Below are 13317 nucleotides of genomic sequence, written 5' to 3' on the forward strand. Positions count from 1 at the left end.
GCCCCGTCAGGATTCAGGACAGGGTCAGTTCTTCAATGGTGTGATTCTGGTTAGTGAATACGCAGATATCGCCGGCGATTTTCAGGCTCTGTGCGACGATGGTGCGGGCATCCATTTCTGTATTGTGGAACAGCGCCCGTGCTGCCGAAAGCGCATAGGGCCCCCCGGAACCGATTGCCATGATAGAGTCTTCGGGCTCGATGACATCGCCGTTTCCGGAAATGATAAGTGAGGCCTCACTATCAGCGACAACCAGTAATGCCTCGAGTCTTCTCAGAGCTCTCTCGGTACGCCAGAGTTTGGCCAACTCAACCGCCGCCCGGGTCAGTTTACCTCGGTGCTTCTCCAGTTGCTCCTCGAACCGTTCAAACAGGGTAAAAGCATCGGCCGTGCCGCCGGCGAACCCCGCGATCACCTTGTCGTTATAAAGACGCCTTACCTTGCGGGCATTACCCTTCATAACGGTATTGCCCTGGGACACCTGACCATCACCTCCAATGACCACCTTGTCGTCGCGACGGACGGAAACGATGGTCGTGCCTCGGTATTGTTCCACGTTGATCTCCAGATCAGTTGACAGATTGTCAGGTTCAGGAAGGGACGCCACCATTCCGTGAATTACGGGTGGCATGGTGGTAATAAGAATCCTGACAGCTACACAAAAGGTTCTTAATGGGGCGGCAGCGGGGGATTTCAAGCGGGGTCAGCGAGGATCCAGAGGAAAACTGTTGATATCGTTCACCTGCAGCAGTGACCTGATCCGGTTAAGCTCCGCCGGTGTATCGAATGGCCCCGCCTGCACGAGGTGAAGGACGCGGCCACCGGGTACGGTTTCCTGCTTGATGAACGCAGCCACGCCCAGGTCATCCAGCATGCCTACCTGGCGTTCGGCACTGCTTGCCTGCTGAAACGCGCCGATCTGCAGTAAGCGGCGGTCGCCGCCGCGGGCCGGCGCTGATTCTGCGCGGCGTGGTTCTACCGCGATTTCCACTGCCAGGGGTACCGGTGTGGTGTTAACCGGTACTTCATAGTCCCGTAACTCGTCATAGAAACTCAGGCCTATGGGGCTTTCTTCAGCGACCTCTTCAGCGGCCTCTTCGTCGACGCCGGGATCACCGTCTGCTGCAACGACGGTCAGGGTCTGTTCCGCAGGACGCACTTCCTCAGCCTGCAGCGAGGGCGCAATCTGCCGTGGCGCAGACTCGCCGGCAGCAAGAGTTGTCTGCTGGCTTTGCAGCGGCGGTACCTTACCGGAAAGGTAGAGCAGAAAGCAGCCGAAAACACCGACCGCAATGCCGGTAATCAACCCGGTGAACAGCAGCGTCCATGCGGGTGGCGCGTCCATAGCGCGTTTCTCCAGAACCGGTTCCGGCCTGATTTTTGCGAAATCGTGAACCATCAGCAGCGGGTCAGACAGGGCACAGATTCCTTCTGCGACAAGGCCGACCAAAATTCCCCGTTCAATACACAACCAACATTATCGGTTGAGCCTGCAGTCTCTTTATGAGGTGTAATGATGCGCCGTTCAGATCTGTTTGTCACCCGGATCCGGGGGTGGAAGGGCCTGTCAAAGTTCGCTGTCCATTAGAAGGGCTGCTGCCGGGAAATGATGGCGGCAGGGCGTGTTCAAAGCACTCCAGGGGCGGGGCTGCGAATTTTTCAGGTCAGATCAACCGGGTCCACATCAATGGACCATCGGACCTTCCTGGCTGACTTAAGTGTCTCTACCTGGGGGCAGACACGCGCCAGGAGCGTCTGCATAGCGCCCCTCGAGGAGGCTTTTACCAGCATCTGGGTGCGGAATTTACCGGCTCGTCTCTCCATCGGTGCGGGCAGGGGGTGGTGAATCTCCACGTCCCCCAGCTTCAGGCTCTGGCAGGCCTGGGTACAGAGAGAGCGGGTCTGCTCCAGCAGGGAAAGAGACAGGCGCTGGTCGGTGCTTTCCGCTCGAAACAGCGCCAGGTGACAGAATGGCGGCATGCTGGTTTCGCGCCGCTCCTGCAGCAGCAGATCGGCGATACTGTGGTAGTCGTTTGCCACCAGTGATTGCAGTGACGCGTGGGTAACATGCCGGGTCTGAATAGTCACCTGCCCGGGGTTTTGCGCCCGCCCGGCCCGCCCCGCCACCTGAAACAGCAGTTGCAGCATGTGCTCCTGGCCCCGGAAATCGGCGCTGAACAGGCCGCTGTCCGCATCCAGAACCGCTACCAGGGTGACACCTGGAAAGTGGTGCCCCTTGGCCAGCATCTGGGTGCCTACCAGGATGCAGGGGGCCCCTGACTGCACCTGGACCAGGCGGCTGCTGAGCGCGTTTTTGCGCCGGGTGGAGTCGCTGTCGATGCGCAGAACCGGTATGTGCGGGAAGCGCTCCTGCAGGAATTGCTCACTTTTTTCGGTTCCCACCCCCCGCGTCAGCAACTGGGTTGAGCCGCAGAAATTGCACTCACCCGGCAGGCCATGCCGGGATTCGCAGTGGTGGCAGCGCAGGCCCGGAGGCGACTTGTGCACTGTCAGCTGGGCATCGCAGCGCCGGCATTCGAAGACGTAACCACAGTCCTGGCAAACCAGGCTGGGCGCAAAGCCTCTGCGATTGATAAACACCAGCACCTGGTTACCCTGACCCAGATGGTGTTCGATCTGACCTAGAAGGATGTCTGAGAAACCGTCCCGGGTTGCCGCTTTGGCGATATCCAGCAGACTGATCGGGGCCTTATCGGCGGTCCCGGCGCGGTGTGGCAGAGTCAGATGGCGGTAGCGACCCTCTCTGGCGTTCTGCAGGCTTTCCAGCGCCGGCGTGGCAGAACCGAGCACGATGCTGATGTTTTCTTCCCGGGCCCTGAAGATGGCCAGATCTCTGGCCGAATAGCGAAACCCGTCCTGCTGTTTGAACGAGCCATCGTGTTCTTCGTCGATCACAATCAGACCAGGCTTCGCCAGCGGCGTGAAGACAGCGCTGCGGGTACCGATGACTATGGCTGCGGTTCCATCCCTGGCCTGCAGCCAGCCCGCCAGGCGTTCAGCATCGCCAAGACCTGAATGCAGGACCACGATGTTGCATTGGAAGCGGTCGCGAAACAGACCCACGGACTGTGGAGTCAGGCCAATTTCGGGCACCAGGACCAGGGCCTGGCGACCCTGTTCCAGGACCCGGGCGATAACCTGCATGTACACCTCGGTCTTGCCACTGCCGGTAATACCGTCCAGCAGGTAGCATTGAAACTGGTCCAGCGACCGGCTGATGGTGTTTATGGCTGCCTGCTGCTCCGGATTCGGAGCGTGACCCGGCTGGCGTTCCAGGGTTGCCCGGTCGACCTGCGTGGCTGGTAGCGCCGGTGCCCTGGGGCGTGACCTGATCAGGCCCCGGGCCGCCAGACCCTTTAGCGCGGCGTCAGAGAAGCCGGCCGCCAGGCACTCCTGGCGGCTCAGTGGCCCGAACTGCTGAAGCCTTTCCAGCAGGGCCCGTTGCCGTGGTGCCCGGCCTAACAGGCTGGCGCTGTTCTCTGCCTCGGTGTCACAGGCCTCCCACACGGACTCCAGCTCCGGCCGGGTGCTGGACCCCTGCCGCAGTTTCGCCGGCAGGGCGGCACTGAAGGCTTCACCGGGCGGGTGCTGATAATAGGCGGCCGCCCATTTCAGGGTCTGTAGCAGAGGCCCGGGAAACAGGGGCGTCTCGTCCAGCAGACCGGTCGCGTGTTTCAGTTGCGCCTTTGGCACTTCGCTGGAAGTGCTGGTTTCCACCAGCATCGCCACTGCCTGACGGCGTCCGAACGGTACCTGCAGGCGCATGCCCGGTTTCCAGAACCCGGGCTCGTGGTGTGCCAATGCCACCGGGGGCAGATAGTCGAACAGGCGCCGCAGCGGCGAAGGCACTGCCAGTTTCAGGATTAGCGGCGAATTTTCTGAGCTGTTACTGGGCATGCCGGTTGGAGGTACCGCTGTGAACTGGGGTGGCCGATGCTGTTGATTGGGGAACGCGGCATGGTAAGGCCAATGGATGTGTTACTCAACCGATGTCACCGGAACCGGCCATCTGTGTCCCGAGCATTCCACTTGAACTTTGCATGGCGGTATTTAATCAGGGGCTCCCTGGTTTATACTTGGCCGTATTTCGCCGCGCCCCGCCGTCGGTGAATCCGTAACCACCCTGTAACCAGGCAGATATCCGAAGAACAAATCGAGGAGTTGGCAGAATGGCCCAGGCGCCGATCCCACAGCAATTACTGGAAGTCAGGGAGAAAATCGATCAGGTGGATCGCGAGCTGGTGCAGCTGCTGGCGCAGCGGTTCGCCCTGACCAGAAAAGTGGGTCATCTGAAGGCGGACAGCAAACTGGAAGCCGTTGACCCGGCCCGTGAGGCGCAAAAGCTGGAGAATCTGCGCAACCTGAGTCGTGAGCATGCTCTGAATCCTGAGCTGGTGGCCGAGCTGTTTACGCGGATTATGGCTGAGGTGGTCGCCAATCACCGGCAGATTCGCGAGGGCAGCCAGGGGTAAAGGCCAGAGCGGTGTGGTAATTAAATTGGGGTCATTAATCAGAGGCTCCTTATAAGGATTGACGGCGTTTGTGCGCCAAGCCTTGCGTGCGCCGGCATCTCTGGTAGAATGCTCGCCCATTTTGCTGGATGTAGGGTGCCAGCGCTTGAGATTAGAATCAGGTGTGGTGCACGGACCAAATGACGGTTTGTGTAGCGACGCCGCCGGAGACCACGATGAAACCAGAAATACATCCCCAATACACAGCGATCAAGGCCACTTGCAGCTGCGGCAATGTTATCGAGACGAGCTCAACCCTGGGTAAGGACATTCTTATCGATGTCTGCTCCAACTGCCACCCCTTCTACACAGGTAAGCAGAAGATCCTGGATAGCGGTGGTCGTGTCGACCGCTTCAAGCGCCGCTTCGGTAGCCGCAAGGTCTAGCTCGGAAATTTCTCCCCAACCCTTGTGGGGGCACCTCGGGGCACGCCTTAAGGCGAGCCTCGCTGCGGATTCCGGTCAAATTTACGGACTGATTTTTCCCCTGCACACACCCGCGTCCGCGGGTTTTGTCCAAGGCTTTTTCACACTGATCTGATTTTCGTTGCTGAAGGTGGAAATGGCCTTAACCCTTCGGAATGCGGCTAAAAGAGCGCCAGCCGAATTAGTGTGAGCTAGCCCTAGAACAGCGTCTCGATTGATACCTCGGTGTCCTCACCGTCAGCGGTGACGGCCGGTGTGTCATTGACCGGTGCATCCGGTTCGTTCTCAACCCGGAAATATTCGAACATGGTGTTGGCTTCGCCAGGTCTGGCCGGTCGGCCGGTGGTTTTTTCCACCAGGCGGTCAACCAGCCCGTCGGGCCTTCTCATGGTGCGCTCCGGCATGCCCTGCAAGGCCTCTTTCATGTAATCGATCCAGATCGGTACGGCAACAGTTGCACCCTGTTCGGATTCTCCCAGGGGTCTGGGCTGGTCGAAACCCACGAAAACAGTCGTCGCAATATCCCGATTGAAGCCGGAAAACCAGAGTTCCTGCGGGCCATTGGTGGTTCCGGTCTTGCCCATCAGGTCGCTGCGATTGATCGCCCGCTGTACGCCCCGCCCGCTGCCTTCCACGACCACGGAGCGCAACATGCTGTTCAGTATGAACGCTACCCGTGCATCAAGAATCCGCTCGGCTTTTTGAACCGGCACCTCGGCATCCTGGCTGACGTACAGGTCACAGTCCTCCGCGCAGGCCACCAACGGTTCGGCAGTGTAGATGACCCCCTCGGGCAGATTGCGAATCTCTTTGATAAACCAGGGGTCCACCTTGAAGCCACCGTTGGCAATCGTCCCATAGGCTGAGATCAGCTCCAGTGGCTGGACATCCTGGCTGCCCAGCGCCACAGTGAGATCACCGCGCGGGAAGCCGTCGGTCTCGATGCCCAGTCGCGATGCAAAATCGATGACTGTATCCGAGCCCAGTTGATCGAACAGCCGCACCGCCGGCACATTGCGTGAATCCTGCAATGCATAGCGCAGGGTGATGGGGCCGAGAAACTTATCGTCGTAGTTATTCGGGCGGTAGCCGCTGCGGGTGATCGGCGCGTCGTTAACAGTTGAGGCTGCCCCGTAGCCCTGTTCCAGGGCTGCCCCATAGACAAAGGGCTTGAAGTTGGAGCCAGGGGGGCGAGGCGTCAAAACCCGATTCACCTGGCTGCGGCCAAAGTCATAACCTCCGACCAGGGCGATTATTTCGCCAGTGGTCGGCGAGACCGACACCAGAGCACCCTGCACGTCCGGAATCTGACCGAGGTGCCATTGCCCATCCATCTGCTTGACGCGGATCAGGTCGCCGACAGCCGCAATGTCACTGGCAGCCTGAGGGGGAGGCCAGGCGTTGTTCTGGGAAATATAGGGCCGCGCCCAGCGCATCTCTTCCCAGCCGATCGAAATTATCTCGCCGTCTTTCAGCAGCACGCGCAGCTCACGCTCTCCGGTAGCAACGACGATACCCGGCTGCTGGTTGCCATAAACCGGCACAGCGGTGAGCTCCTGCAGCCACCGGGCGGTTGGATCCACGTCGTTGAATTCATAGTGCGCATCGACACCGCGGAAGCCGTGACGCTTGTCGTAATATTCTTCCAGGCCGTGAACCAGAGCCTGCTTGGCGACCAGCTGCCTGTCCCCATCTATACTGGTGACCACTTCGAACCCCTGGGTATAGGTGTCCTCGCCATACTCCGAGTAGAGTTGCTGCCGCACCATTTCAGCAATAAACGGTGCTGGCACTTCGATTGCACGGCCGTGCCGACGGGCGGTTACCGGGGCAGCCTGGGCATCGGTCAGCAGCTGCTGATCGATCATCCCCTGATCGTACATGCGCTCCAGTACTCGATTCCGGCGTTCCATGGCCCGGTCTGGATCGGCCAGTGGATTGCAGGGCGAGGGGCAGGGCAGTAGCGATACCATCATGGCCGCTTCCGGCAGGGTCAGTTCGCTCGCGTCCTTGCCGTAGTAAATAAACGAAGCTGCGCCGATGCCGTCGGCACCGGCACCGAAGTACACCAGGTTCAGGTAGAGTGCGAGGATTTCCTCCTTGCTCAGCTCCCGCTGTATCTGCAGAGCAAAGGGGATCTCCTTGAATTTGCGTAAATAGACATTGTCGTTGTCGAACGAGATATTGTTTGCCAGCTGCATCGTAATGGTGCTGCCACCACCCAGGTTGACACCTCGCACGAACCCCCAGAAACCGCGCAGAAGGCCGCGAATGTCTACGCCGGGGTGGGAGTAGAATCCAGGGTCCTCGCTGGCGATAACTGCATTGCGGATGAGTTCTGGAATCTCCTCGAAACTGAGCGGCTGGCGGCGGTTGCCGATTTCATCGATCAGGCGAAAATCCGCGGTGTAGATGCGCAAAGGGGTTTCCAGCTGCACGTTGCGGTAGCTTTCCGCCGAGGGGAGCTGGGGCGCCAGGTACATATAAGCAGCGGCGCAGACCATAAGGACGCCGCAGAACATCGCGGTAGCCCAGATTGCAGTCCACTTGATTAAATTCTTCAGTCGCTTGTTCACAATTTCTCGAAGTCCGGAATCTGGCGTGAGCTCTGCAGGCTAACCAATTCCTCCTGCCAGCTCAGGTAATCCGTGGGTGGGCGGCGGGTACTCGTCGCTCCCGCAGCTAAGTATACACCCTGGGAACGGGATTTCCCTGTCCGACAGGATCCCGCGCTGGTGGTCGTCCAGCCACCACCATCTGGCAACCAACTCGCCACCCGAACGCAGAGTCTTCATAAAGTGTGACCGCCGTGGATGAATGTCCCCTGTAGCTGCCCTGTAATCGTGATGGGATTCATAGAAATGACCACGTACATACGCGATGATTCCAATCCAGGTCAGAGCTTTAGATTTCAATATAATTACTTGAAAACTATAAAAAATTCATTTCACGCCGATAGTTTGGGTTGAATTATGGAATTTTTACCAACCCTGACCTAGGTTTTGAATGACCGGATTGTCGGCAGGCTTCTTCCCAGGGCGAAGTCTGACAGGCCGGCCCGCTCGGCGCAGCAACCGCCGGAGCTGGATAACGACCAGAGCAGTTTAGACACAACACCAGAATCTTAGAACAGCCAACTTCAGGAATTGCCAGGTGCTAGATAAATTCAGAAATTTCGGGCTTAGATCTACCTCACTGTTGGGTGTGGACATCAGTTCTTCTTCGGTGAAAATCGTGAAACTGAGCAACAACGGCGGGCGGTACAAACTTGATAACTACGTGATCCGGCCTCTGCCGGCGAAGTCGGTTGTCGAAAAAAACATCAGTGATATCGGCGCTGTCGGTGAAGCGATCGCTGGCGCGGTGAGTGTCATGAAGCCCTCCATCAAAGAGGCCGCCGTCGCGGTGGCGGGTTCGGCGGTGATCACCAAGACTATTGAGATGAACGCGAGTCTGAGTGACTCCGAGCTGGAAAATCAGATTATCGTGGAGGCGGATCAATATATTCCGTATCCCCTCGATGAAGTGGCAATCGACTTTGAACGGCAGGAATTGTCACAGCGTAGCGAAGACCTGGTCGAAGTGCTGCTGGCGGCCTGCCGCAAGGAAAACGTGGACTCCCGGGTGACAGCCCTGGAAATGGGCGGACTGGAAACCAAAGTCGTGGATATCGAAGCCTACGCCATAGAGAGAGCGTTTGGTCTGCTGAATGAGCAGATCGAGGCGGAAGAAGACCAGACCACTGCCATCATCGATATTGGTGCCACCATGACAACCCTGAACGTCATGATGGACGGCAAGACGATTTATACCCGCGAACAGATGTTCGGCGGCAACCAGCTGGTGGATGATGTAATCCGACGCTTTGGACTCACATCCATGGAAGCAGAGCTGGCTATCAAGCGCGGCGGGCTGCCGGAAGAATTTGAAGTTGAATTGCTGCTGCCCTTCAAGGATTCCGTGGTACAGCAGATAAGCCAGACGCTGCAGTTCTTTTTTTCCTCCAGCCACTACAACGAAGTGGATCATATCGTGCTGGCCGGCGGCGTGGCCGCGATACCCGGCCTGGACGAACTGGTGCAGGAGCATCTTTCCACGCCGGTACTGGTGGCCAACCCATTCAAGGAATTGCAGATAGGTTCCAAAGTCAACAAGACCATGTTGCGCAATGATGCTCCGGCACTGTTGATCGCCTTCGGTCTGGCAATGCGAGGGGCGAACTGATGGCTCAAATCAATTTACTGCCCTGGCGTGAAACGCTGCGGGAAGAGCGCAAGCGCAAGTACCTGGCACTGATGGTCGTGGTGCTGATAGCGTCCGGCGGGGTAGTGCTGGCGGCCGATCGTTATGTGCGCGGCGCCATGGTTAATCAATCCGCAAGAAACGAATACCTGATGGCGGAAATACGGCTGATGGAAGAGCAGGTGGCCGAGATCAGCAAGCTGCAGCAGCAGAAGAGTGAGATTCAGGATCGTATGTCAGTGATTCAGAATCTGCAGGGCTCGCGGCCGGTGATCGTCAGAGTATTTGACGAGCTGGTCAAAACGCTCCCTGACGGGGTTTATTTTGAGACCCTGGAGCGCAGTGCCGATCGCATGTCTATAGTGGGCGTTGCAGAGTCCTACAGCCAGTTGACCACCCTGATGCGCAAGCTGGATGGCTCCGACTGGTTCACGGCACCAAACCTGCGCATCATCTCCGCCGCCGACGACGAAGGCGCCTTCGACGATACCGCGGCCAATCGCTTTAACCTCAACCTGACCCTGGTTACACCCAGTGAATCAGGTGAGGAAGAACTTTCAGAATAAGGTTTAAATTATGTCCGCGTTCAAGAAAGCCATTGATGAACTTCGCAGTTTTGACCTCGCCGACCTGACCGATTTCGACAGTGTCGGGGTCTGGCCGGCGCCCGTTAAATTCGTGCTCGTGCTGCTCGTGATCGGGGGGTGCCTGTCGGCCGGCTATTTCCTTCACGTCAAAAATCTGCGTGAGCAGCTGATGCGCCAGCAGGCCGAAGAAGTTTCCCTGCGTCAAAGTTTCGAACAGAAAGCCTTCCTCGCCGCCAACCTGGCTGAATACCGGGAACAGACGGTCGAGATGGAAGCGGCATTCTCTGATCTGTTGCGGCAGTTGCCCAGTGAAACGGAAGTTCCGGGTCTGGTCGATGACGTGACTGATACCGGACTTGGAAGTGGTCTGGAGTTTGCCAACATTGAGCTTTCAGACGAAGTGACACAGGAAATATACATTGAACTGCCGATCGAGATCGATGTGACCGGCAATTACCATGACTTCGCCACTTTTGTAAGCGGCGTGGCAGCTCTGCCCCGCATCGTGACCCTGCATGATTTTCAGATAGTGAGAAGGGACAACGTCTTTCTGGACATGAGTATCACGGCGAAGACTTACCGATACAAAGAGGACAACCAAGAGCTGAGTGCTCTGTGAGATGGTAAGACCTATGAAACCAATCAAACTTGCAACGACCGCTTTTTTTGCCTTGTTGATAGCAGCCTGCGCACCGGTTAATGATTTTTCCGACCTGCAGCAGTTTACTACCGAGGTCCGCGCCAGGCCGGGTGGCGATGTCGAGCCGGTACCCGAATTCAAGGCCTACGAAGCGTTCACCTACGGCGCTGCAGGATTCCGAAGTCCGTTCGATATTCCGATCAGGATTCAGTTGCAGGAGGGCATGTCGTCATCCAAGAATGTGAAACCTGACCTCGACCGACTAAAAGAACCTCTTGAAAGCTTCGCGATAGCCGAATTAGCTATGGTAGGGATGGTAGAAAGGAATGGTCACTATGTCGCCCTGGTGGAAAATGGCATGGGTGAGGTGCATCGTGTTCTGTTGGGAAATTTCCTGGGCAGGAATCACGGCAAGGTGGTTTCCATTTCTGCCTCGCAGCTGGATCTCGTGGAGATAGTGCCCAGCGGTACGGGGGGCTGGATGGAAAGACCTCAATCTCTGACCTTGGTCAGGTAAAAAAGGACAGGGAGGCAGGATGCTATGTCCGTGATTATTAAGCCAAAACAGTACGCAACATGGGATGGATTGACTATGTGTATTAAGCGTTTCGCTTTTCTTCTGGCAGCCTTGCTGATGTCAAGCGTTGTTAGCGCGCAGCAGAATGTGCGCCTGGAAAGCATCGGGTTTGCCAGTCTGGCAGAAGACAGCGTTGAAATTCGGCTGGGCTTCGATGGTGCCCCCCCGCAACCCGACGGATTTGTACTGGATAACCCGGCGCGAATTTCCATCGATCTTCCCGGCGTAGCCAGCGGACTCTCGCAGCAGCGCTACAACATCGAGTCCAATAACGCTGACAGTGTCATTGTCCTTGACGACGGGTCCCGCACCCGGTTAATTGTAAATCTCAATCGATTAGTGAATTACGAGTCCAGTACGGTTGGCAACAGTATCGTCCTTACCGTCGGAGTCGACTCCGGCCAGGGAGCCGGCGGGGTTGCGGCCAGTACCGGCCAGCCGGCGGCCAGAGCGGCGCTACCGGCCGGGCAGTCCATCACCGATGTCAGCTTTCGCCGTGGCGAAGGTGCTGAAGGGCAGGTGGTTGTTCAATTGTCCAGTGACCGCATCGTCGGCAGTATCGAACAGATTGGTGCACGGGTTTTCGTTCAGTTCAGCAATACCGCCGTGCCAGAGCGTCTTAACAGGCGTTTTGATGTGACCGATTTTGCTACACCGGTTTCAACCGTTGATGTTCTCGGTGAGGATGGAACCGCCACTGTGGTCGTGGATGTCGAGGGTAATTACGAGTACGTCGCGTACCAGACCGGCAGCCAGTACACCATCAGCGTCCAGCCTCCACCGGTCACTGCATCTGAGTCCGACCCCACTGACGCCTATAATGGCGAGATCAGCTCGCTCAGCCTGCAGGATGTGGAAATACATGCCGCACTGCAGATCCTGGCGGATGAATACGATTTCAATCTCGTGGCACCTGCCGTCGAGGGCACGGTAACCCTGCAGTTAAACAATGTGCCCTGGGATCAGGCCCTGGATCTGGTTCTGAGAGCCGGCAATCTCGACAAGCGACTGGTAGGCAACGTGCTGTATGTGGCGCCTGCGGAAGATATCGCCGCCCAGGAACAGGCTGAACTGGAAGCCAGCCTGGCTGCCCAGGCTCTGGCGCCCCTGTATACCGAGTTCGTCCAGATCAATTATGCCAATGCCAATGACATTCTTGGCCTGCTGCTCGGCACTGGCAATGCCCAGGGTGGCGCAGCGGCACAGCCGCTGGATCCGGTTTCCCAGGGGGCTGGTGCCACCACACTGACCGCCAACGGCAACGGCATCCTGTCCTCCCGTGGCACCGCCACGGTGGACTCCCGTACCAACATCATTATTGTCCGTGACGTGGAAGAAAAACTGGAAGAGGTCAGAAATCTGGTTTCGCAGCTCGATGTTCCGGTCCGACAGGTGTTGATTGAAGCCCGGATTGTCAACGTGTCCACTGATTTTGGACGCGATCTGGGCGTGCGCTGGGGTGGTGCCGGGCAGACTGGCAGCCATGACAATTTTCGCTATGGCGGTTCACTGGATTCCACTATCGAGCAGAACAACAATCGGGTAGCCCGGGAACTGGCCATGCAGGAAGCAATGCTGGCTGGCGAACAGGCCAGGCTCACCGCCCTGGAGTCAGGTACCGACCCGAGTCTCATACCGGCACTGATTCAGGCGGCAATCAACGCCATACCAATACCCATTGGCACCACCACCTTTCCAGATGCCCTGGCCATTGACCTGGGGTCTCAGGAAGAGGAGGCTTCGTCGTTCTCGATCGGCTTCAGTGGCAACAGTGGCCTGATCGAACTGGAATTATCTGCCCTGGAAAGCAGTGGCAACGGCGAGGTAATCGCCCGACCCAAGGTAACCACCCAGGACAAGGTAACGGCAGTAATCCGGTCCGGTGTTCTTATCCCCTATCAGGCCCAGGCTGGCGGCACGGCAGGAGGTTCCACCGTAGAATTCCAGGAAGCCGTACTGTCCCTGGAAGTAACGCCGCAGATTACGCCCGACGGTCGCATCATCATGCAGCTTCTGATCAACCAGGACTCCGTGGCTCCGGGTTCCAGTCAGGTACCGGCTATCAACACCAACTCGGTGGAAACCAGTGTGCTGGTCAATAACGGCGAAACGATCGTGCTGGGTGGTGTATTCAGAGAGGAAACCACGACTCTGGAGACCAAGACCCCGGTATTGGGTGATGTGCCTTACCTCGGCAAGCTGTTCAAGCGGACCGAGAACGAGAGTCGTCGCACCGAGTTGCTGATCTTTATTACCCCGAAGGTGATTTCAGAGCTCAACGTCCTCTAGGTTTACCCTGGCCGCAGATGCTCGC

Annotated in this window: 12 protein-coding genes; 7 read left to right on the forward strand and 5 right to left on the reverse strand. The window is 57.7% G+C overall.

What is annotated here, in order from left to right; genetic code table 11:
• Window positions 1–13: 13 nt before the first annotated feature.
• From hslV to R3F50_08495, 3 genes are all read right to left on the reverse strand, one after another.
• Window positions 14–556: an ATP-dependent protease subunit HslV gene (hslV, locus tag R3F50_08485; protein MEZ5490342.1), complete on the reverse strand. Its 543-nt coding sequence runs from the start codon at window positions 554–556 to the stop codon at window positions 14–16.
• A gap of 147 nt (window positions 557–703) precedes the next feature.
• On the reverse strand, window positions 704–1345 hold the full coding sequence (locus tag R3F50_08490; protein ID MEZ5490343.1) for an SPOR domain-containing protein: 642 nt from the start codon (window positions 1343–1345) through the stop codon (window positions 704–706).
• Window positions 1346–1659: 314 nt separating this feature from the next.
• Window positions 1660–3918, reverse strand: a complete 2259-nt coding sequence (locus tag R3F50_08495) for a primosomal protein N' (protein ID MEZ5490344.1) — start codon at window positions 3916–3918, stop codon at window positions 1660–1662.
• Window positions 3919–4190: 272 nt separating this feature from the next.
• Between R3F50_08495 and R3F50_08500 the strand changes: the two genes are divergently transcribed.
• Together R3F50_08500 and rpmE are read left to right on the forward strand one after the other, a co-directional pair.
• The gene (locus R3F50_08500; protein ID MEZ5490345.1) at window positions 4191–4493 is read left to right on the forward strand and encodes a chorismate mutase; all 303 of its coding nucleotides are present in this window, start codon (window positions 4191–4193) and stop codon (window positions 4491–4493) included.
• A 215-nt stretch (window positions 4494–4708) separates the two neighbouring features.
• Window positions 4709–4918, forward strand: a complete 210-nt coding sequence (gene rpmE, locus R3F50_08505) for a 50S ribosomal protein L31 (protein ID MEZ5490346.1) — start codon at window positions 4709–4711, stop codon at window positions 4916–4918.
• Between the two features lie 236 nt (window positions 4919–5154).
• Here the strand turns inward: rpmE and R3F50_08510 are convergent, their stop codons facing one another.
• Both R3F50_08510 and R3F50_08515 read right to left on the reverse strand, forming a co-directional pair.
• Window positions 5155–7533, reverse strand: coding sequence for a transglycosylase domain-containing protein (locus R3F50_08510; protein MEZ5490347.1), 2379 nt, complete (start codon window positions 7531–7533; stop codon window positions 5155–5157).
• Between the two features lie 39 nt (window positions 7534–7572).
• Window positions 7573–7752 (reverse strand): hypothetical protein, encoded by a 180-nt coding sequence (locus R3F50_08515; GenBank protein MEZ5490348.1) that lies wholly within the window; start codon window positions 7750–7752, stop codon window positions 7573–7575.
• A gap of 358 nt (window positions 7753–8110) precedes the next feature.
• On the opposite strand from R3F50_08515, the gene R3F50_08520 reads away from it, so the two are divergent.
• The 5 genes from R3F50_08520 (at window position 8111) to pilQ (ending at window position 13292) form a co-directional block, all read left to right on the forward strand.
• Complete coding sequence (locus R3F50_08520) at window positions 8111–9181, forward strand: pilus assembly protein PilM (GenBank protein MEZ5490349.1); 1071 nt, start codon at window positions 8111–8113, stop codon at window positions 9179–9181.
• On the forward strand, window positions 9181–9765 hold the full coding sequence (locus R3F50_08525) for a PilN domain-containing protein (GenBank protein ID MEZ5490350.1): 585 nt from the start codon (window positions 9181–9183) through the stop codon (window positions 9763–9765). The genes R3F50_08520 and R3F50_08525 overlap by 1 nt, the downstream gene beginning before the upstream one ends.
• 10 nt (window positions 9766–9775) lie before the next feature.
• Window positions 9776–10405, forward strand: a complete 630-nt coding sequence (pilO, locus tag R3F50_08530; protein ID MEZ5490351.1) for a type 4a pilus biogenesis protein PilO — start codon at window positions 9776–9778, stop codon at window positions 10403–10405.
• A gap of 13 nt (window positions 10406–10418) precedes the next feature.
• A complete protein-coding gene (locus R3F50_08535; GenBank protein MEZ5490352.1) occupies window positions 10419–10943 on the forward strand; it encodes a pilus assembly protein PilP in 525 nt (174 codons plus the stop codon).
• Between the two features lie 117 nt (window positions 10944–11060).
• Window positions 11061–13292, forward strand: coding sequence for a type IV pilus secretin PilQ (gene pilQ, locus R3F50_08540; GenBank protein ID MEZ5490353.1), 2232 nt, complete (start codon window positions 11061–11063; stop codon window positions 13290–13292).
• The last annotated feature ends 25 nt before the right edge of the window (window positions 13293–13317 follow it).

It is taken from the genome of Gammaproteobacteria bacterium (assembly GCA_041395725.1).
GTDB lineage: Bacteria > Pseudomonadota > Gammaproteobacteria > Pseudomonadales > Pseudohongiellaceae > NORP240.